The 19,120-nt window shown below is 48.4% G+C and carries 19 protein-coding genes; 14 read left to right on the forward strand and 5 right to left on the reverse strand.

Annotated elements, in window-relative coordinates:
• Positions 1-12: 12 nt before the first annotated feature.
• Positions 13-243, reverse strand: a complete 231-nt coding sequence (locus QMA09_RS02490; protein ID WP_290211896.1) for a hypothetical protein — start codon at positions 241-243, stop codon at positions 13-15.
• 199 nt (positions 244-442) lie between these two features.
• Between QMA09_RS02490 and desA the strand changes: the two genes are divergently transcribed.
• The 3 genes from desA to QMA09_RS02505 all read left to right on the forward strand — a co-directional run bounded on the left by desA (position 443) and on the right by QMA09_RS02505 (position 3,285).
• Positions 443-1,459 (forward strand): Delta(5) desaturase DesA, encoded by a 1,017-nt coding sequence (gene desA, locus QMA09_RS02495; protein ID WP_135504166.1) that lies wholly within the window; start codon positions 443-445, stop codon positions 1,457-1,459.
• A gap of 93 nt (positions 1,460-1,552) precedes the next feature.
• Positions 1,553-2,689: a sensor histidine kinase gene (locus QMA09_RS02500; protein WP_290211897.1), complete on the forward strand. Its 1,137-nt coding sequence runs from the start codon at positions 1,553-1,555 to the stop codon at positions 2,687-2,689.
• Positions 2,686-3,285: a response regulator transcription factor gene (locus tag QMA09_RS02505; RefSeq protein WP_135504162.1), complete on the forward strand. Its 600-nt coding sequence runs from the start codon at positions 2,686-2,688 to the stop codon at positions 3,283-3,285. The genes QMA09_RS02500 and QMA09_RS02505 overlap by 4 nt, the downstream gene beginning before the upstream one ends.
• 35 nt (positions 3,286-3,320) lie before the next feature.
• Here the strand turns inward: QMA09_RS02505 and QMA09_RS02510 are convergent, their stop codons facing one another.
• Positions 3,321-3,686 (reverse strand): DUF2188 domain-containing protein, encoded by a 366-nt coding sequence (locus QMA09_RS02510; RefSeq protein ID WP_135504158.1) that lies wholly within the window; start codon positions 3,684-3,686, stop codon positions 3,321-3,323.
• 111 nt (positions 3,687-3,797) lie between these two features.
• Here QMA09_RS02510 and putP point away from each other — a divergent pair, with 111 nt between their 5' ends.
• The 3 genes from putP to hflX all read left to right on the forward strand — a co-directional run bounded on the left by putP (position 3,798) and on the right by hflX (position 7,501).
• Positions 3,798-5,288, forward strand: coding sequence for a sodium/proline symporter PutP (gene putP, locus QMA09_RS02515; protein ID WP_290211898.1), 1,491 nt, complete (start codon positions 3,798-3,800; stop codon positions 5,286-5,288).
• Between the two features lie 108 nt (positions 5,289-5,396).
• Positions 5,397-6,119, forward strand: coding sequence for a VOC family protein (locus QMA09_RS02520; protein ID WP_290211899.1), 723 nt, complete (start codon positions 5,397-5,399; stop codon positions 6,117-6,119).
• A 110-nt stretch (positions 6,120-6,229) separates the two neighbouring features.
• The gene (hflX, locus tag QMA09_RS02525; RefSeq protein ID WP_135504152.1) at positions 6,230-7,501 is read left to right on the forward strand and encodes a GTPase HflX; all 1,272 of its coding nucleotides are present in this window, start codon (positions 6,230-6,232) and stop codon (positions 7,499-7,501) included.
• A 59-nt stretch (positions 7,502-7,560) separates the two neighbouring features.
• On the opposite strand, the gene QMA09_RS02530 is transcribed toward hflX, so the two are convergent.
• Positions 7,561-9,279: an ABC transporter ATP-binding protein gene (locus tag QMA09_RS02530; RefSeq protein ID WP_135504150.1), complete on the reverse strand. Its 1,719-nt coding sequence runs from the start codon at positions 9,277-9,279 to the stop codon at positions 7,561-7,563.
• A gap of 545 nt (positions 9,280-9,824) precedes the next feature.
• Between QMA09_RS02530 and QMA09_RS02535 the strand changes: the two genes are divergently transcribed.
• From QMA09_RS02535 to QMA09_RS02555, 5 genes are all read left to right on the forward strand, one after another.
• On the forward strand, positions 9,825-10,775 hold the full coding sequence (locus tag QMA09_RS02535) for an ABC transporter permease (RefSeq protein ID WP_290211900.1): 951 nt from the start codon (positions 9,825-9,827) through the stop codon (positions 10,773-10,775).
• Positions 10,768-11,718 carry an iron chelate uptake ABC transporter family permease subunit gene (locus tag QMA09_RS02540; RefSeq protein ID WP_290211901.1) on the forward strand — a complete coding sequence of 317 codons (951 nt, stop codon included), beginning with the start codon at positions 10,768-10,770 and terminating at the stop codon, positions 11,716-11,718. Before QMA09_RS02535 ends, QMA09_RS02540 begins: the two co-directional genes overlap by 8 nt.
• The gene (locus QMA09_RS02545; protein WP_290211902.1) at positions 11,715-12,476 is read left to right on the forward strand and encodes an iron ABC transporter ATP-binding protein; all 762 of its coding nucleotides are present in this window, start codon (positions 11,715-11,717) and stop codon (positions 12,474-12,476) included. The genes QMA09_RS02540 and QMA09_RS02545 overlap by 4 nt, the downstream gene beginning before the upstream one ends.
• 40 nt (positions 12,477-12,516) lie before the next feature.
• Positions 12,517-13,467, forward strand: coding sequence for a siderophore ABC transporter substrate-binding protein (locus QMA09_RS02550; protein WP_290211903.1), 951 nt, complete (start codon positions 12,517-12,519; stop codon positions 13,465-13,467).
• A 161-nt stretch (positions 13,468-13,628) separates the two neighbouring features.
• On the forward strand, positions 13,629-14,243 hold the full coding sequence (locus tag QMA09_RS02555; protein ID WP_290211904.1) for a phosphatase PAP2 family protein: 615 nt from the start codon (positions 13,629-13,631) through the stop codon (positions 14,241-14,243).
• A 45-nt stretch (positions 14,244-14,288) separates the two neighbouring features.
• Here QMA09_RS02555 and QMA09_RS02560 read toward each other — a convergent pair whose 3' ends face one another.
• The gene (locus QMA09_RS02560) at positions 14,289-15,569 is read right to left on the reverse strand and encodes an ammonium transporter (RefSeq protein WP_290211905.1); all 1,281 of its coding nucleotides are present in this window, start codon (positions 15,567-15,569) and stop codon (positions 14,289-14,291) included.
• A gap of 12 nt (positions 15,570-15,581) precedes the next feature.
• Positions 15,582-15,923 (reverse strand): P-II family nitrogen regulator, encoded by a 342-nt coding sequence (locus QMA09_RS02565; RefSeq protein ID WP_290211906.1) that lies wholly within the window; start codon positions 15,921-15,923, stop codon positions 15,582-15,584.
• Positions 15,924-16,053: 130 nt separating this feature from the next.
• Here QMA09_RS02565 and QMA09_RS02570 point away from each other — a divergent pair, with 130 nt between their 5' ends.
• From QMA09_RS02570 to QMA09_RS02580, 3 genes are all read left to right on the forward strand, one after another.
• A complete protein-coding gene (locus tag QMA09_RS02570) occupies positions 16,054-16,698 on the forward strand; it encodes a uracil-DNA glycosylase (RefSeq protein WP_290211907.1) in 645 nt (214 codons plus the stop codon).
• A gap of 100 nt (positions 16,699-16,798) precedes the next feature.
• The gene (gene zupT, locus QMA09_RS02575) at positions 16,799-17,608 is read left to right on the forward strand and encodes a zinc transporter ZupT (protein ID WP_290211908.1); all 810 of its coding nucleotides are present in this window, start codon (positions 16,799-16,801) and stop codon (positions 17,606-17,608) included.
• A 191-nt stretch (positions 17,609-17,799) separates the two neighbouring features.
• Positions 17,800-19,020: an MFS transporter gene (locus QMA09_RS02580; RefSeq protein ID WP_290211909.1), complete on the forward strand. Its 1,221-nt coding sequence runs from the start codon at positions 17,800-17,802 to the stop codon at positions 19,018-19,020.
• Positions 19,021-19,120 lie beyond the last annotated feature (100 nt).

Below are 19,120 nucleotides of genomic sequence, written 5' to 3' on the forward strand. Positions count from 1 at the left end.
GCATGCCTTTTCTTATTTCATCAATAAATTCTGTCCTTTTTGTTCCTGCTCCAATTTCATCTTTTCAAGTTCGAGGCGCAGCTTCTCGGTTTCGAGGATGAAATTTTCGTGTTTGATTTTTTCGAGTTCCTGCTCTTTGACGATCCATTGATTTTTCATTTCGGCGTGTTTGAGCCAGTAGGAACCGATAATAGCGACGAGAGGGATTGAAAAAATCATGATGATTGTCAGTGTACCAGTCATGAAAAACACCTCTTTCCCGTATTTCTTCTTAGTCCAAGTATACTGCATTTGCAAAAAAGCAGAAAGTGGGGTTTGCGAAATACATGACAAGTGTCATGTAGTAAACAGGCGTTTATGACTTATTTGTCAGGTGCAGAATCTTTATGATTAGGATAATAAGTTATCCAGCCGCTTGAGCATGGATAGTAGGAGGAAGAACATGAGCAGAGAAAAAACAGCACAATTGCGCAAATTCGTTGCCCCTTTCGAAGGGTCAGACGTAAAAGCAAGTGTACGCCAAATAATGAACACCATTCCGCCATTCATCATTTCATGGGTTTTGGCATACCTGACATTGGACATCTCGATTTGGCTGACAGTTGCATTCTCAGCTATTGCTGCAGGATTCGTCATCCGCACATTCATCATCTTCCATGACTGCACACACGGATCATTCTTCAAAAACAAGAAAGCGAACGCTGTAGTCGGTACGATTACCGGTATTATGACGCTTTTCGCTTATGAAAAATGGAAACGCGAGCACTCTATCCACCATGCTTCAAGCGGAAACCTCGATAAACGCGGCGTCGGCGATATTTGGGTCATGACAATCGAGGAGTACGTTGAAGCTTCAAAATGGGAACGTTTCAAATACCGCATGTACCGCAACCCGTTGGTAATGTTTGGTGTGGGACCGCTATTCCTAGTCTTGATTTCAAGCCGTTTCAACCGCAAAGATGCACGTAAAAAAGAACGCAATAACACGTATTTGATCAACATCTCGCTAGTTGTTATCTACTCATTGCTTATCTGGGCAATCGGCTGGCAGGCATTCGTGATCGTACAAGGATTGACAATGTTTATCGCAGGAGCATTAGGCATTTGGTTGTTCTATGTACAGCACACATTCGAAGATTCGTATTTTGAAGACGAAAGCGAATGGGATTACGTGAAAGCGGCTGTAGAAGGAAGTTCATATTACAAACTTCCAAAAGTGCTTCAATGGGTAACTGGCAACATCGGTTTCCACCACGTGCACCATCTGAGCCCGCGTGTTCCAAACTACAATTTGGAAAAAGCGCATGAATCCACTCCGCCGCTTCAACAAGCGACAACGATTACCATCAAATCAAGCCTTAAATCATTGCGTTTTAAATTATATGATGCAAAAAACAAAACGTTTGTCACTTTCGGCGACATCAAGCATTTGCTGAACGAAAACAAACTCCCGGCTTAATCACGTAAAGAAAAAACCATTCTGCTGAATGGTTTTTTCTTTTTTCCATTATTTGATATGATAATGAATAATAGTGAATCGAGGAGCGAAATTATGCAAAGCTGGTACCAAATATTTCCGAAAAACCCGTGGCTCAGCTTATATGCCTGGGTCATCTTCTGTATCCTGCCGTTCTTTTTCATCTTCCGTTCATCGTCGCCGCTCGAAATTACATTGGGCATCTTGTTATTGATCATGTTCTTTCTGGCGTATCGGTTGTCATTCAATTCGAAAACCGGCTTCGTGTATGTGTGGATCAGCGTTGAAATAGCGATCAACATCGGCATGATTTTTCTGTTCGGCTACGTATATCTGGCTATTTTCCTGGCGTTTTTTGTCGGCAATATCCGCAACAAAGTAGGGTTCTTCATCGTTTACGGAATTCATATCGGCACTACCATCTTGGCGCTGACAATCGGGATTATTCTTCACGAAGCGCTCTACACCGCGCAATTGCCCTTCATTGTTTTGAGTATTTTGGGGATTATCCTGTTGCCCTTCAACACCTACAACCGGCACAAACGTGAAAAACTGGAAGGTCAGTTGGAAGATGCAAACAAACGGATTTCGCAATTGATTGTCATTGAAGAGCGGGAGCGGATAGCCCGCGATCTGCACGACACGCTCGGGCAGAAGCTGTCACTTATCGGTCTCAAAAGTGATTTGGCCGGCAAGCTGATGAAGCGGAATCCTGAAGCTGCGATGAATGAAATCAATGATATCCGCCAAACAGCCCGAACTGCTTTGAAAGAAGTGCGCGAATTGGTATCGGACATGCGGGGCACGAAGCTTGAAGATGAACTGCTGCGGATTCAGCAGATTTTGAAAGCTGCAGACATCGATTTTGTCTTGTACGGAAATCCAAAACTCGATAATACCCCGCTATTAGTGGAGAACGTGCTGAGCATGTGCTTGAAGGAAGCAGTGACGAACGTCGTGAAGCACAGCCGCGCAACTCGTTGCAGTATCCTAGTGAAACAAAATGCCCAAGAGATTTTGGTGCAGGTCCAGGACGACGGCGTCGGGATTGAAGGCATGCATTGGAATCAAGGCAATGGTCTCTCTGGCATGCGTGAACGCCTGGAATTTGTCAATGGCAGCGTGGAAATCAAGAAGGTGGATGGCGTTACGTTGAACATCCGGGTCCCGAATGTCATTCTTTATCAGAAGCCGAAGGAGGAATTGGTGTGATACGGATCGTATTAGCTGAAGATCAACGCATGATGCTCGGTGCGCTCGGGTCGCTGTTGGACCTTGAAGAAGATATGGAAGTCGTGGGAAAAGCGACGAACGGCGAAGAAACGATTGAACTGGTCAAAAAGCTGCAGCCTGACATCGTCGTCACGGACATTGAAATGCCCGTCAAAAGCGGGTTGGATGCCGCCGAGGCGCTGAAGGATGAGCCGTGTAAAATCATCATCCTGACAACTTTTGCACGCTCCGGCTATTTCGAACGAGCGCGGAAAGCGGGGGTCAGCGGCTATTTGCTGAAAGACAGCCCGAGCGAAGACTTGGCTGCCTCGATCCGGACCATCATGGAAGGGCGCCGCATCTACGCGCCTGAACTGGTCGACCTTGCATACGCGGATGCGAACCCGCTGACTGAAAGGGAAAATCAGGTCATGGAATTGATTGCCGAAGGCAAGAGTACGAAAGAGATTGCAAAAGAATTATTCATCACGACGGGCACTGTCCGGAACTACATTTCAACGATTTTGGATAAGCTGGAAGTAGGAAACCGCATCGAAGCCATTTCCCGTTTCAAGGAAAAGGGCTGGTTTAAATAAGAAATCCGCTGCCTTCACTGGCAGCGGATTTCTTATTAGCTTTCGTATAATTTTTCTTCAAGGGAACCGTCTTTCGTGTAAATATGCAGTTCGCCGTGATGTTTGTTGGCGTAGCGTTTCGCTTCGCCCATCAGCTCTTCTTTGGTGTCTTCGATCAAAAGGGCTTTTTTACTGTCTTTTTTCTTGAGCTGCCAGCCTTCGTCATGAGCCCTGATCTCAAAAATAATCTTTTCTTCGCCGCCTTCGACGTTTTTCCGCGCCTGGTCCATGGCAATCGGAATCGCGCGGCCTTCTTCATAGCCGTCTCTTAAAAGGGCGTTCGCTATTTCAATGGCTTTGTTCCGCACATCGGCATTCAAGTTTTTGAATGAATCCGGGTAATCGTTTTTATCCCACGGCATGGCTATCGCCTCCTTGCGTATCATTTCCCCACTTTGCTCAAAGGTAAAACAAAATTCTGCTGTTAAAAAATTTAGAAAATGCTAAACTATAGACGAAAGGAGAGATGGAAGATGTCAGATACTACGTATCAAATCATTGCTTTGGCTATTTACATGGCTCTTATGCTTTGGATCGGTTATTATTCTTACAAAAAGACAGTGAACTTGACAGATTACATGCTTGGCGGACGCGGCCTTGGTGCAGCAGTCGGCGCTTTGAGCGCAGGCGCGGCAGACATGTCCGGATGGCTTTTGATGGGCTTGCCCGGTGCCATCTACGTCAGCGGTCTTGTGGAAGGATGGATTGCCATAGGCCTCGTAATAGGCGCTTACTTAAACTGGTTTTTCGTTGCTCCGCGACTGCGTATTTATTCATTCGTGACGAGCGATTCCATCACAATTCCAAGCTTTCTTGAAAACCGCCTGAAAGACACTTCGCGTTTGCTGCGGATTGTTTCAGGTATCATCATTCTGGTATTCTTCACGTTTTACGTATCATCTGGAATGGTTGCAGGAGGCGTTTTCTTTGAGAGTTCTTTCGGCCTTGACTACCATCTTGGCTTATTGATCGTTTCAGGGGTTGTCGTTGCCTATACGTTGTTTGGTGGGTTTCTCGCAGTTAGCTACACAGACTTTGTCCAAGGCTTAATGATGTTCTTGGCCTTGATTGCGGTGCCGATCATCGGCGTCTTTAAAACAGGCGGCTTTGCGGAAACAGCGGATACCATCCGTTCGGTGGATCCAGCAATGCTCAGCCTGACAGGTGCGTCGCTTATCGGAATCATCTCTGCTGCTGCTTGGGGGCTGGGTTATTTCGGCCAGCCGCACATCATTGTTCGCTTTATGGCAATCGGTTCTTTGAAAGAAGTTCGCCAGGCTCGCCGCATCGGCATCAGCTGGATGATCCTAAGCTTGCTCGGCGCCGTATCGACAGCTTTGGTCGGGATTGCGTATTTCCAGCAAAATCCGGATGCGACATTGGCTGATCCGGAAGGTGTATTCATCGTCCTTGGCCAAATTTTCTTCCATCCATTGATTGCCGGCTTTATGCTGGCTGCCGTTCTTGCGGCGATCATGAGCACGATTTCTTCCCAGTTGATTGTAACTTCTTCTGCATTAGTAGAGGATTTATACAAAATCGCTTTTAAGAAAGTCGCTTCTGATAAACAATATGTCACATTAGGCCGTCTTGCGGTCTTAACCATCGCTTTAATCGCCGGCTTCCTTGCTTGGGAGCAGAACAATACGATTTTGGATTTGGTCGCCTATGCTTGGGCCGGCTTCGGAGCCGCTTTCGGTCCGATCATCCTGTTGTCATTGTTCTGGCGTAAGTTGACTACGTGGGGCGCACTTTCCGGTATGATTGTCGGAGCTGTGACGGTTATTATTTGGGATATGCTGGATGCAGAGTTTGCTGTCAATCTTTATGAAATCATTCCAGGGTTCTTCTTGTGTGCGATTGTTGCAATCGCTGTAAGTTTGGCGACATACAAGCAAAATGCTGAAATCGACGAAGAATTCAACGAAACAGAACGCCTTATCAAAGAAAAACCAGCTAAATAATGATCTTTGACAAACTCCAGCCTGGAATTCAAAAGGCTGGAGCTTTTGTTTTACACCGCCTTTTGGCTATTATCTTGAAGAAGGACAATTTAAAAATGAGGTGGAACCATGTTTTTAGACCATATTGTGCATTTTACGAAGAGTGAGCCTGCAAAAGCCGTTGAAGCATGGGAGTCGTACGGTTTCCATGCGGCTGTTGGCGGACAGCATATCCAATGGGGCACCCACAACGCGCTGCTTTACATGAAAGACTGCTACATCGAATGGCTTTCGCTTGCGGATCGTTCGGTTGCCGAAAGCGCAGAACATCCGCTGACGAAACTGCTGCTGCACGATGAAGAAGGGTTCGGTACGGTGTGCTTGCGGACTGCGGATATTGGCAGCCTGGACAAGCGGCTGCGGGAAGAAGGGTTTGAAACAACAGGCGTATTGGATGCGGAACGCAAAACCGGAAACGGCGAAACGATCCGCTGGAAAATGCTTTTTATTGAACAAGAAGTTACGGATGCTTTGCCGGCACCGTTTTTCATCGAATGGCAGCAAAGCGACAGCGAGCGTTACAGCGCGTTGCGGGAAAGAGATGCCATCAAGCCGGACAATGAAAAACTCAGTGTCGAAGCTTGCGTGTTCGGCGTCCATGATATCCCGGCAAGTGAAGCACTGTTCCGCAAAATCCTGCAAGGCAAGCTGGAGACAGAAAATTGCCGATTTGAGTTCCGCGAGACAACAAGCCGCAAAGAACGCTTGGAAGAAGTGCGCCTTGCTGGCGGCTCAAAACGCATCGTTTTTGAAGAAGGGGTTTATTGCCTTCCGGGGGACGGGAATATATGATAAGAGAAGCACAGCAAAAGTGGACGGAATGTATGGCAGCGAAAGAAGAGTGCAAACTCTTCTTTTTGTCATAATCGGAAAAGAGTTCCGCTGGCTGAGGAGGAAAACGAATGGATGTATTAATGGAAAAAGCGATTCTTGTGGGAGTTCAGTTGCAGCAGGACCTCCATTTTGAGTACGAAATGGAAGAACTGCGCAATTTAGCGGAAGCCTGTGAGGTGGAAGTGGTGGGCGAAGTGATGCAGAACTTGGATCGCATCCATCCTGCTACCTATGTAGGAAAAGGCAAAGTCGAAGAAATCAAAGCGTTCTATGAAGAAGCGGAAGCGAACCTTATCATTTTTAACGATGAACTGTCGCCCTCGCAAATCCGCAACCTGGAAGAAGAACTGGAATGCAAAGTCATTGACCGGACGATGCTCATCCTGGATATTTTCTCGCGCCGGGCCAAAACGCGGGAAGCACAGGTGCAGGTTGAATTGGCGCAGCTGCAATACATGCTTCCGCGCCTTGTCGGTTTGCGTGCATCGCTTGGACGCCAAGGCGGCGGCAGCAGCGGCGGCTTTTCAAACAGAGGTGCCGGTGAAACGAAACTGGAGCTGGACCGCCGTAAAATCGAAGACCAGTTATCTAAACTCCATAAAGAATTGGAACATATCCGCGCACAGCGCGAAACGCAGCGCAAACAGCGGACCCGTACAGGTACGCCGGTCGTTTCGCTTGTCGGCTACACCAATGCCGGGAAATCAACAATTATGAATGGTTTATTGGCCAAAACGGGCCAGGGCGAAGAGAAAAAAGTATTTGAAAAAGACATGCTGTTCGCGACGCTTGATACATCAGTCAGAAAAATCGTGCTGGAAGACAATAAGCATTTCTTGTTGTCGGATACCGTCGGCTTTGTCAGCAAGCTTCCGCATCACTTGGTGAAAGCTTTCCGCTCGACGCTCGAAGAAGCGCGCAACTCGGATCTGCTCTTACACGTCGTCGATGTGTCGAATGATGAATACCGTCACATGATGGATGTCACGAACGCGACTCTTCATGAAGTCGGCGTCGAAAACATCCCGACTTTGTTCGTCTACAATAAATCGGATTTGGCAGGTGTCCCTTACCCGAAAGTGAGCGGCGACGGCCTTTGGATGTCCGCTAAAGAAGGCAAAGGGCTGGATGAACTGCTGGAGAAGATCAAAGGGCATATTTTCGCCGGACATGTCACGTGCCGGATGCTCATCCCTTTTGACAGAGGGGACATTGTCGCTTACTTGAACGATTCAGCAACTATAATGGACACGGAATACGAAGAAAACGGCACCCTCATCAAAGTGGAACTCGGAAGCGTGGATTACGACCGCTTCCAGGAATTCGTCATCGGTAAATAAATGAAAAAGAGCACCTGCCATTTCTGGCGGGTGCTCTTTTTGCTTTGGGGCGGTAAAGATTAATTTTGGAATTGGATGCGGTGGAGATTGGCGAAAATACCATCTTGCTCGAGCAATTCGCTATAGCCGCCTTGTTCCGCGATACCGTCTTCGGTGACAACGATGACGCGGTCTGCGTCACGGATGGTAGCCAGGCGGTGCGCGATGATGAGCGTCGTACGGTTTTCCGCAAGTTCGGCGAGCGCTTCTTGGATGATGCGTTCCGTCTCCGTGTCGAGTGCAGACGTCGCTTCATCCAAAATCAGGATCGGTGGATTTTTCAGGAACATGCGTGCAATGGCCAGGCGCTGTTTTTGGCCGCCTGACAATTTCAAGCCGCGTTCACCGATCTGCGTTTCATAGCCGTCCGGCAATTTGCTGACGAAGTCTTCCAAGTGGGCTTTTCTCGCAGCAGCCAGAATTTCTTCTTCGCTGGCATTGCGTTTTCCGTAAGCGATGTTTTCGCGGATCGTGCCGGTGAACAGGAAGACATCCTGCTGCACAATGCCGATATGCGAACGCAGCGAATGCATTGTCATGTCGCGGATATCGATATTGTCGATGGTGATGCTGCCTTCTTGGATGTCGTAGAAGCGTGGGATCAACGAACAGATTGTTGTCTTGCCGGCACCGGATGGTCCGACAAATGCGACCGTTTCGCCGGATCGCACCGACAAATCAATGCCGTTCAATACGCTTTTATGGCCATCGTAAGCGAAGTGGACATCTTCGAAAAGGATATTGCCTTTCAATCCGCTGACTTCAATAGCGTCAGGGCGGTCCAAAATCTCAGGTTCTTGTTCCATCAACTCCTGGAAGCGTCCAAAGCCCGCCATCCCTTTCGGATAAAGCTCCAGCAATGCGCTGATTTTATCGATCGGTTTGATCAAGACATTGAGGAACAGCACGAAACTGACCAATTCCCCATAAGACAATTCATTTTGGTAATTAAGCCAAGCGCCATAGACAAGAACCAGCAGCGTCAACATGCGGGTCATCATATAGATGCTTGAATGTGTTGCGGCCATGACTTTATAGGCGACAATCTTTGCCACCCGGAAGCGGCCATTGTCTTTTTTGAAGCGGCTGATTTCAAATTCTTCATTGGTGAACGATTGGACGACGCGAGCGCCGGAAACACTGTCTTCGACGCGTCCGTTGACGTCGGCGATTTTCCCGTACATGCTGCTCCAGGCGCCGTTCATCTTGATATTGCAGTAGGTGATAAGCCAAATCAGGAACGGAATGACGATCAGCGTCACTAAGGCAAGTTTCGGATTGATCCAGAACATGATGCCGAATGCGCCGAAAAACGTCATGATGGCAATGAAAAAATCTTCAGGGCCATGATGGGCGAGTTCGCCGATATCGAACAAATCGTTGGTGATACGGCTCATGACATGGCCGGTCTTGATGTTATCGAAAAAGCGGAAAGACTGCCGCTGCACGTGCGTGAATAATTCCTCGCGCATATCGGTTTCGATATTGATGCCAAGCACATGGCCGAGGTAACTGACCACGAATTGGAGGAACGTGCTGAGCAGGAACACGGCGAGCAGCAGGACGCTGACAGTTACAATCGTATTCCATTCGCCGCTTGGCAGCAGATCGTCGATGAACCATTGGACAGCGACGGGGAATGCCAATTCAAGGATAGCGACAATGACTGCGCTCGTGAAATCGACGATAAAAAGCCGTCTATGCGGTTTATAATACTTGAAAAATTGTTTCAATCTCATTAGATGGACCACCTCGGTATTTTTGTCATAAGGAAAAGTATAAGCCAATTCAAGTGAATACACGACAATTATTTCGATTTCTGAAGTAATTGTCGTTATTATATCGTCTCGATATTACGCAAAACAGCTTCGCTTGCCGCGGGCAAGGCATTGGCGAAGCTAGCGAGACCAATGTCTTTGCGACGAAGCGCAGAGCGCTCAGGAGCAGAGTCTTTTCGCAGGCGTCTCGGCAGTTTTACTCCGTACCTACAATATAGTAGTACCCAATAAGCACACTGTTTTCAAAGAGCTTATTCCAGCGAAGGCGCGAACACGGGCTAGGCGGAGCAGTGAGACGGGTGTTCTTCCCGGCTCATTGTGTAAGCCATGCCCTGAGCGTCCGAAGTGGTATTCAACAAGTTTCTTCATAAACAGAATTTCAAATGAAAATAATTCTCAATTAACTATTGAATGTTCCTATCCTCATGATATACTAAAAAAGTGAGTAAGTGATAATGATTATCATTCTTACTGAGAATTTAATTAGTTAAAGATGAGGGACAGCTATGAAGAAACGCATTTTAATACCCATATTGATCATACTGTCATTCGTCTCTTTGTTTGTCGGAGTCAGTTCCATCAGCCCGGTCGATCTGCTGGACTTCGGGTCGGAAGAAACGCAGATTTTCCTAATCAGCCGTTTGCCGCGGCTGGCGGCAATCTTGTTGGCGGGAGCGGGGATGAGCATGGCAGGGCTCATCATGCAGCAATTGAGCCGCAATAAATTCGTGTCCCCGACGACGGCTGGCACACTTGATGCTACAAGGCTTGGAATCCTGGTATCGATGCTGCTGTTCGCCAACGCGAGCATGCTGGAGAAGATGGTTGTGGCATTCGCATTTGCACTTGCCGGAACATTCCTATTCATGCAGATTTTGGACCGCATCAAGTTCAAGGATGCCATTTTCATCCCGCTTGTCGGCTTGATGTTCGGCAATATCCTTTCTTCGATCACCACCTTTTTCGCTTACCGGGCGGATGTCATCCAGAACATGTCGGCTTGGCTGCAAGGGGATTTTTCGATGATCATGAAAGGCAGCTATGAATTGCTCTACATCAGTGTACCGGTTTTCATCATCGCTTATATTTACGCCAATCGCTTTACGGTCGCTGGCATGGGGGAGGATTTTTCCAAGAACCTCGGGTTGAAATACCGCAGCGTCGTCAATGTCGGCCTGGTTCTCGTTGCATTGATTACGGCAACAGTCGTGCTGACGGTTGGCATGATCCCGTTTCTCGGGCTCATCATCCCGAACATCGTCTCCATTTTCAAAGGGGACCATTTGCAAAAAACATTGCCCCATACCGCGATGCTCGGTGCGATTTTCTTATTGCTCTGCGACATTTTAGGCAGGGTGCTCATTTATCCATACGAAATCTCGATCAGCTTGATGGTCGGCGTCATCGGCAGCGCCATCTTCCTGTTCCTATTGTTTAGGAGGAGGGCCTATGCGTAATGTACATAAAATGATGTTATTGGCCGCTTTGGCAGTGGCGGCATGCGCGCTGTATTTATTTCACGACTTGAACGGCAGTTTCGATTATGCGCTGCCCCGGCGCGGCGTCAAGGTCTTTGCGATGGTGTTGACGGGCGTGGCGATCGCTTATGCGACGGTCGTGTTCCAGACTATCACGCATAACCGCATTTTGACGCCGAGTGTCATGGGCCTCGATTCGCTGTATATGCTGCTGCAGACCTTGCTGATTTTCTTTTTAGGTTCCGACCACGTGACGATTCTCAATAAACAAGTGAATTTCCTGTTGTCGATTGCGGTCATGGTTGTCTTCGCTTTGCTGTTCTACCGCTTGCTGTTTAAAAAAGGCAACCAGCCGATCTATTTCCTGTTGCTGATCGGCATCATCTTCGGGACGTTCTTTTCGAGCATTTCCACGTTTCTGCAAGTGCTGATCGACCCCAATGAATTCCAGATGGTCCAGGATCGAATGTTCGCCAGCTTCAATAACGTCAACGCAGACCTCGTTTGGACATCGCTCGTTTTCGTCGCTATTCTGGTGGCAGTCGCTTGGCGCCACAACGCATCATTGGACGTTTTGTCGCTTGGGCGTGACGCTGCGGTCAATCTGGGTGTCAATTATGATTCCTTGGTAAAAGGGATGTTGGTGCTGTCAGCGGTGCTCATTGCGATCGCGACCGCGCTTGTCGGGCCGATAACCTTTTTCGGGTTGATTGTGGCGAACCTGTCGTATCAATTTTTCAAGTCGTATAAGCATTCGGTGCACCTGACAGGCGCAATCGTCATCAGTATCATTGCATTGGTAGGCGGGCAATGGGTCGTCGAGCGGGTTTTCACGTTCAATGCAACGCTTAGCGTCATCATCAATTTCATCGGTGGGGTTTATTTTATCTACTTATTATTGAAGGAGAGTCGATCCAAATGATCCAAGTCCGGGAACTGACAAAGTTATATGGCAAAAAACAAGTCGTCGAGAATGTTTCAGTCGATATTCAGCGCGGCAAGATCACCTCGTTTATCGGCCCGAATGGTGCCGGCAAGTCGACGCTCCTTTCCATGGTCAGCCGGCTTCTTGAAGCGGATACCGGTGAAGTGATCATCGATTCCACCAATACGAAGAAAATGAAAGCCAACGAATTATCGAAACGCGTGTCGATTTTAAAGCAATCGAATTACATGGACGTACGCTTGACTGTCCGTGAACTGGTGTCATTCGGCCGTTTTCCTTATTCCAAAGGGCGCTTGAATGGCGAGGATGAGAAAATGGTCGACCAGGCCATCGGCTACATGGATTTGGAAAGCATGCAGCACAGTTATTTGGATGAATTGTCTGGCGGCCAGCGCCAGCGTGCATTTATTGCCATGGTCATTGCACAGGATACCGATTACGTTCTGCTCGACGAGCCGCTCAATAATTTGGACATGAAACATTCGGTGCAAATTATGAAAATTCTGCGCCGCCTCGTAGACGACCTTGGCAAAACGGTTGTTATCGTGCTTCACGACATCAATTTTGCATCGGTTTATTCCGATCGCATTGTCGCGCTGAAAAATGGCCGTGTGGTCAAAGACGGCACGACCGAAGAAATCATCCAATCGGCGGCGCTGAAGGAAATCTACGACATGGACATCCCGATTCAGCAGATGGACAATTGCCGGATCTGCGTTTATTTCAATTCGTAAAATGCATTAAAAAACTACATAAAAAGGGAGTTTGATTGAGATGAAAAAATGGTTATTGATTGCAATGGCGTTATTGGTGGCTGGCGTGCTTGCGGCATGCGGTGCTGGAGAAAAGGGAGAATCGGCTACAGCTGAAGCGCAGGAAAAAGAGACGATGACCGTAACGCACGAATTGGGCGAAACCACTTTTGAAAAAAATCCGAAAAAAGTCGTTGTCTTCGATTTCGGCGTCCTTGATACAATGGACAAATTGGGCATAGAAGCAGCAGGTGTGCCGCAGGAATCATTGCCGGCGTACCTTGATAAATACGCGGATACGGAAAAGTATGAGAACGTCGGGACGTTGAAAGAAGCGGATTTCGAGGCGATCAATGCAATGAAGCCGGACTTAATCATCATTTCCGGACGCCAAGCGGACATGTATGAAGAATACGCAGCGATTGCACCGACTGTACATATCGCCGTCGATACCGATAATTACATGGAATCTTTCACAGGCAATATGGAATTGATCGGAGAAATCTTCGGCAAGGAAGAGCAAGTGAAAGAAGAGTTGTCAGCAATTACAGAACAGGTTGAACAAGTGAAAGAAACAGTCAATGCTTCGCAACAGCAAGCCTTGATCGTGCTGGCGAATGAAGGGAAGGTCAGTGCGTATGGGCCGTCTTCCCGCTTCGGCATTATCCATGATGTTTTCGGAGTGAAAGCGGTGGACGAGGGGCTGGAAGTATCGACGCATGGCCAAAGCGTTTCGTTCGAATACATCTTGGAAAAAAATCCTGGCATGATTTTCGTTGTGGACCGCAATGCTGCTGTAGGCAATGAAGCCAGCGCGAAAGATTCGCTTGAAAACGAATTGGTGCAAAAAACGGACGCCTATAAAAATGAGAAAATCATCTACTTGGACCCGGATTATTGGTATCTGTCAGGCGGAGGGCTGCAATCGGTGAGCCAAATGGTCACAGATGTAGAAACGGCATTCAAGGAATAAGTAAACAGAAGCTGCAGGCGAGTCCGGAAATCCGGAGGGTCTGCAGCTTTTTTAGTTGCCAAATAAGAGAGTGGAGACGAGCTGGTAAATTGCTGGTATATTTTGAATAGACAGATAAATTGAGCTATAATAGATGGAAGTAACAGGGAGAGGGTGGAGTCATGCGACGTATTTTTTATCCGCTGGGAATGGCGACGTTGATCAGTTTCTTCGCAATTCTTACGGCCTATTCGACACCGGAATTCAGAGGAATTGATGCCTGGGCTGCCGGCAAACTGTATGGTTTAAGATGGCTTGACAGCTTGTCTGTTCTTGGGGAAGATTCGGTGTTGTTCGTAATGGGGCTGGGCATGATTTTATACTTATGGTTCCACCACCGGAATTATCGGGCGATGTTTTTTGTTTTCTTGACGGTTGGCGCCGGCAAGGCGTTGAACGTTTTGTTGAAAGAGGCATTTATCCGTGAGCGTCCGCCTGTACTGCAAGAACTCGAAACTTATAGTTTTCCTTCACAGCATGCGATGGGCGGTCTCTTGTATATTTTTACGGCTGCTTATTTCATGACCGCGTACATGGTTTCCGAAGTAGGGAAATGGCTGGTGTGGCTTGCGGCGGCAGGTCTGGTTGCCGGAATCGGACTTTCGCGTGTAGCGGGGGGCGAGCATTATTTGTCGGATGTATTGGCTGGCTGGTGTGCCGGCTATACCTTATTCGTGGCCGTCGCCATTTGGTACGAGTTTCGGGAACACCGCTTTGAAAAACTGCAGAATAGATGAAAAAGCAGGGCTTCCCTTGTCGGGAGCCCTGCTTTTAGGATTGGATCAAGATTTGGAAGTGCTTGGCCGTTCACCCATGCGGTTGAGGCGTGTGGCAAATGATTCTGCGGTTGGAGCTGAACCGCGCAGGACATCTTGCATTGCGTATGCCTGTGAACCGTGTTCGGAAAAGTCCAAGCCATTTTCTTCTTCTTCAGCAGAGACGCGGATCGGTGAAATGGCGTTTATGGCATATACGACAATTCCGGACGATAACGTCACCCAGCCGATGACGGCTAGGATGCCGACCGTCTGTATGCCTAGAACTTCAGCGCCGCCGCCGTAAAGCAAGCCGCCTGTCGTATCGAAAAAGCCTAATGCGATGGTTCCCCAGACGCCTGCGACACCATGGACGGCAATGGCGCCGACCGGATCATCGACACGGATTTTAGAATCGAGGATGCGTACAGCTTCTGTCATGATAATACCTGCCAGAAGGCCGATTGCCATGGCGCCAAGGAATGAAACATTGGCTGCTCCGGCTGTAATCCCCACTAAACCGGCAAGTGCTCCGTTCATCGTCAACGAAGGGTCGATTCGGCCGTAGCGGAATCGGGTATAAAAAGCTGTGGAAAGTACAGCAGCTGATGCCGCAAGCAAAGTATTCAAGATGACTGGAGGTACGAGTGCCGGATCAGCAGCAAGAGTGCTTCCGCCGTTAAAGCCGAACCAACCGAGCCAGAGGATGAAGACACCAAGTGCGCCAAGCGGCAAGTTGTGGCCAGGAATCGAGTTGACGACTTTGCCGCTGTATTTGCCGAGGCGCGGCCCTAATTTCCAGGCCGTAACGAACGCGGCAGTGGCACCAGTCAAATGCACAACCGTCGAACCGGCAAAGTCGATAAAGCCGATTTGGGAAAGCCAGCCGCCGCCCCATACCCAATGCCCGACAATCGGATAGATGACAGCGGTCATTGCGATAGTGAGCATGATATACGAAGACAATTTCATCCGTTCTGCAACTGCACCGGAGATGATGGTGGCGCAAGTTGCGGCGAAGACTGCCTGGAAAACGAAGAAACCAATGTCTTCACGCCCGGCAAGCAAGAATCCGTCTGTGCCGATCATGCCGAAAGCTGAGGTGCCGAACATCAACGCGAATCCGACAAAAAAGTAAAGAATAGAGCCGAGGCCAACTGTAATGAGGTTTTTCATCAAAATGTTCAAAGTGTTCTTGGAGCGGGTAAAGCCGGTTTCCAGCATGGCGAATCCTGCGTGCATAAAAAAGACCAAAATCGTGCCAATCATTACCCATAACATATCTACTGAACTTTGGACTGCTTCCATTTGGTTTCCTCCTTATCCAACGGCGATTGCGCCGCGTTCTTTTGTCCGGATGCGAATAGCTTCTTCAACGGGAAGGATGAAAATCTTGCCGTCTCCGACTTCACCGGTAGCTGCATATTCGAGCAGCGCTTGCACGATGTCTTCGACTTTGGAATCATCGACCACCATTTCCAATTTTATTTTTGGGGAAAATTCCATGGTATAGGCATTGCCTCGGAACAGGCCGGTGCGACCTTCTTGTTTGCCGATTCCGGCGATTTCAGTGACAGTCAATCCATCTATTCCTTCCAGCGCTAAAGCTTGGCGGACATCAGCAAAAACCGAGGGACGGATAATGGTTTCGATCTTTTTCATGTTCTCTCCTCCTTGATGTTAGGTTTGTTAACATCATAATCATTGTTTTCTGACAATGCAAGCTTTATTTTAAATGAATGTAAGAAAACCTGACATTTTAAATAAAAAGAGATGAAAGTAGAGTGGTTTTATGTATGAGTTATCAGATGAAATGGTTCAGCTTGGGCTAGAGCGCATCAAAGGATTTCCGGTTGATGGTTTTGTGCGCAGCCGTGGGACACGGAATCCGGCATTGATGCTGGTGGGAGAAGCGCCTGGCGAAAATGAGATCGAAACCGGCATTCCGTTCACCGGCAGGGCCGGCAAGGAATTGATGGCGTCGCTTAGCGGCGTCGGTTTAGCGCGTGAGGATGTTTACATTACCAGTGCTGTGCGCAGCCGGCCGTACAAATGGAGAAGCAAAAAAGAGCGTGATGGCTCTTTTACAGAAAGGAAGTACAATCGCGCGCCGACCAAAAAAGAGATCATCGCCCATGCGCCGATATTGGATGTTGAAATCAGCGACCTCAATCCGCCGCTGATTGTAACGCTTGGCAATGTCGGACTGCAGCGTTTGATCGGCCCGCAGGCGAAAGTGACGCAATTGCATGGCGTGCTGTTGGAGACGCCGATATTGAGGTGGGATGAGGAAAATCAGCGCTTTATGGAAACGGAACAGCATTATCATGTGTTTCCGACTTTTCATCCGGCCAGTGTATTTTACAATCCGCCGATCCGCATCTTGAAAGATGCAGACTGGCTGAAATTGGGCGAGCTTTTGCGTATCCGGAAATAAGTAAGAATAATGGAAAATTTTTCTTCGTCAAAAAAAGTTGTAGCAAGGAAACTTATATCGTACAATAACCTTAATCAGTAGAATGGAAGGACGTCGGATTATGGACAGTACGGTATTATTTGCGCTAGGCTTGACCTTATTCGCGGGTTTAGCGACGGGCATCGGCAGTTTGCTTGCCTTTTTCGCATCTCGGACCAATACAAAGTTCTTGTCAGTTTCCCTTGGTTTCTCGGCGGGTGTGATGATATATGTTTCAATGATCGAGATTTTCGTGAAAGCGAAAGATTCTTTGACCGGTGTTCACGGCGAATCGGCCGGCTATTGGCTGACACTTGCCGGATTTTTTGGCGGCATGATTTTCATGGCGATATTGGACCGCGTGTTGCCGCAGCTTGGCAATCCGCATGAAGTGCGGACAGTGGAAGACATGGATGATGGCCCAACCAACGACGAATATGCACGGCTTCGGAAAATGGGGATTTTTACGGCATTGGCAATTGGAATCCACAATTTTCCGGAAGGGATTGCGACATTCATGTCGGCTATCCAGGATCCAAACCTCGGGATCGCCATCGCCATCGCTGTGGCAATCCACAATATACCGGAAGGCATTGCGGTGTCGGTGCCGATTTATTATGCGACCGGAAGCCGGCGCAAAGCGTTGAAATACAGTTTCTTATCCGGTCTTGCAGAGCCGGTCGGAGCCATAGTGGCATGGTTGATTTTGATGCCGTACTTGAACGACACGATGTTCGGCATCATTTTCGCCGGTGTAGCCGGATTGATGGTTTTCATATCACTGGATGAATTGCTGCCTGCCGCAAAACGTTACGACGAAGCGCATTTATCGATATACGGATTGGTTGCGGGCATGGCAGTGATGGCGTTGAGCCTCGTGCTGCTGGTATGAATCGAAGCAAAGTGTAAGCCTCTTTATCCCTGGGTATGGGATAAAGAGGTTTTTGCGTTTAACCGCAGTTTGCCACTTCGATTTTTCGGAAAAATTAAACATTTCCAATGTTATTGCGGCGTGTAAATTCTAGGCGTATAGTAATGGTGTAAAGACACTGTATTACACATGTAAAGACACGGGGGATTGGAATGGCTACATTAACAACCGAAAAAAATACCACGGGCATTTCGCGGAATAAATTATTGGGCGTTGCAGGGTTGGGTTGGCTATTTGACGCAATGGACGTCGGCATCTTGTCGTTCGTCATCGCTGCACTTAAAGTGGATTGGGATTTGACGGTTCAGCAGATGGGCTGGATCGGCAGTGTCAACTCGATCGGGATGGCGGTCGGGGCATTTGTTTTCGGCATTTACGCTGACCGGGTCGGCAGGAAAAAGATTTTCATCATCACGCTCTTATTGTTCTCGGTAGCAAGCGGGCTATCTGCTTTCACTACTACACTCGCAGCATTCATGGCCCTGCGTTTCTTCGTCGGCATGGGGCTTGGCGGGGAACTGCCTGTCGCGGCGACCTTGGTTTCTGAAAGTGTTCCGGCGAAAGAACGCGGCCGCGTTGTCGTGCTGCTGGAAAGTTTTTGGGCAGCCGGCTGGCTGTTGGCAGCCATCATTTCGTATTTCATCATTCCTTCATACGGCTGGCAGGTAGCGTTGCTGTTGACGGCATTGCCGGCATTTTATGCGTTGTATTTGCGCATCAATTTGCCGGATTCGCCTCAATTCACGGCGAAAAAGAACGTGCTGCGTTCTGTATCAACGAATATCAAAGAAGTGTGGTCCAAAAAATACCTGCGGCCGACGATTATGTTGTGGGTAGTCTGGTTCATGGTCGTCTTTTCGTATTACGGCATGTTCTTGTGGTTGCCGAGCGTCATGGTATTGAAAGGTTTCACATTAATCCAAAGTTTTAAATACGTGCTGATCATGACTTTGGCGCAGCTGCCGGGTTATTTCTCCGCAGCGTGGCTGATTGAACGCATGGGCCGGAAATTCGTGCTCGTGACGTATCTTTTGGGGACCGCAGCGAGCGCATTGGTGTTCGGCAACGCGGAAACGCTGGGCATGCTCATTGGCGCAGGTATTTTCCTGTCCTTCTTCAATCTTGGCGCATGGGGTGCGCTTTATGCCTATTCACCTGAGCAATACCCGACCGTCATCCGCGCGACGGGAACAGGGATGGCCGCGTCATTTGGCCGCATCGGCGGTATTCTCGGACCACTTTTGGTCGGGACAATGCTGGCGGCTGACTATGGAGTCGGCTGGATTTTTGCGATTTTCTGCGGTGCAATCGTTATCGGAGCTTTGGCTGTTGCGTTCCTTGGAACTGAAACAAAACAAATAGAATTGGAGTAAAATGGAAAACCACCCGTACTGAAAAGTGCAAGGGTGGTTTTTGCGCTTTTTCTATAAAAATAAAAGCGGGTAGGCAGCGTACCCGATAAAATACGAGAGA

The organism is Planococcus sp. APC 3906 (genome assembly GCF_030407685.1).
Lineage (GTDB): Bacteria > Bacillota > Bacilli > Bacillales_A > Planococcaceae > Planococcus > Planococcus koreensis.

What these genes read in the sequence shown, in the direction of transcription:
- QMA09_RS02490 (WP_290211896.1), bottom strand. Translation starts at nt 243, where the DNA reads ATGACTGGTACACTGACAATCATCATGATTTTTTCAATCCCTCTCGTC.
- desA (WP_135504166.1), top strand. Translation starts at nt 443, where the DNA reads ATGAGCAGAGAAAAAACAGCACAATTGCGCAAATTCGTTGCCCCTTTC.
- QMA09_RS02500 (WP_290211897.1), top strand. Translation starts at nt 1,553, where the DNA reads ATGCAAAGCTGGTACCAAATATTTCCGAAAAACCCGTGGCTCAGCTTA.
- QMA09_RS02510 (WP_135504158.1), bottom strand. Translation starts at nt 3,686, where the DNA reads ATGCCGTGGGATAAAAACGATTACCCGGATTCATTCAAAAACTTGAAT.
- putP (WP_290211898.1), top strand. Translation starts at nt 3,798, where the DNA reads ATGTCAGATACTACGTATCAAATCATTGCTTTGGCTATTTACATGGCT.
- QMA09_RS02520 (WP_290211899.1), top strand. Translation starts at nt 5,397, where the DNA reads ATGTTTTTAGACCATATTGTGCATTTTACGAAGAGTGAGCCTGCAAAA.
- hflX (WP_135504152.1), top strand. Translation starts at nt 6,230, where the DNA reads ATGGATGTATTAATGGAAAAAGCGATTCTTGTGGGAGTTCAGTTGCAG.
- QMA09_RS02530 (WP_135504150.1), bottom strand. Translation starts at nt 9,279, where the DNA reads ATGAGATTGAAACAATTTTTCAAGTATTATAAACCGCATAGACGGCTT.
- QMA09_RS02535 (WP_290211900.1), top strand. Translation starts at nt 9,825, where the DNA reads ATGAAGAAACGCATTTTAATACCCATATTGATCATACTGTCATTCGTC.
- QMA09_RS02540 (WP_290211901.1), top strand. Translation starts at nt 10,768, where the DNA reads ATGCGTAATGTACATAAAATGATGTTATTGGCCGCTTTGGCAGTGGCG.
- QMA09_RS02545 (WP_290211902.1), top strand. Translation starts at nt 11,715, where the DNA reads ATGATCCAAGTCCGGGAACTGACAAAGTTATATGGCAAAAAACAAGTC.
- QMA09_RS02550 (WP_290211903.1), top strand. Translation starts at nt 12,517, where the DNA reads ATGAAAAAATGGTTATTGATTGCAATGGCGTTATTGGTGGCTGGCGTG.
- QMA09_RS02555 (WP_290211904.1), top strand. Translation starts at nt 13,629, where the DNA reads ATGCGACGTATTTTTTATCCGCTGGGAATGGCGACGTTGATCAGTTTC.
- QMA09_RS02560 (WP_290211905.1), bottom strand. Translation starts at nt 15,569, where the DNA reads ATGGAAGCAGTCCAAAGTTCAGTAGATATGTTATGGGTAATGATTGGC.
- QMA09_RS02565 (WP_290211906.1), bottom strand. Translation starts at nt 15,923, where the DNA reads ATGAAAAAGATCGAAACCATTATCCGTCCCTCGGTTTTTGCTGATGTC.
- QMA09_RS02570 (WP_290211907.1), top strand. Translation starts at nt 16,054, where the DNA reads ATGTATGAGTTATCAGATGAAATGGTTCAGCTTGGGCTAGAGCGCATC.
- zupT (WP_290211908.1), top strand. Translation starts at nt 16,799, where the DNA reads ATGGACAGTACGGTATTATTTGCGCTAGGCTTGACCTTATTCGCGGGT.
- QMA09_RS02580 (WP_290211909.1), top strand. Translation starts at nt 17,800, where the DNA reads ATGGCTACATTAACAACCGAAAAAAATACCACGGGCATTTCGCGGAAT.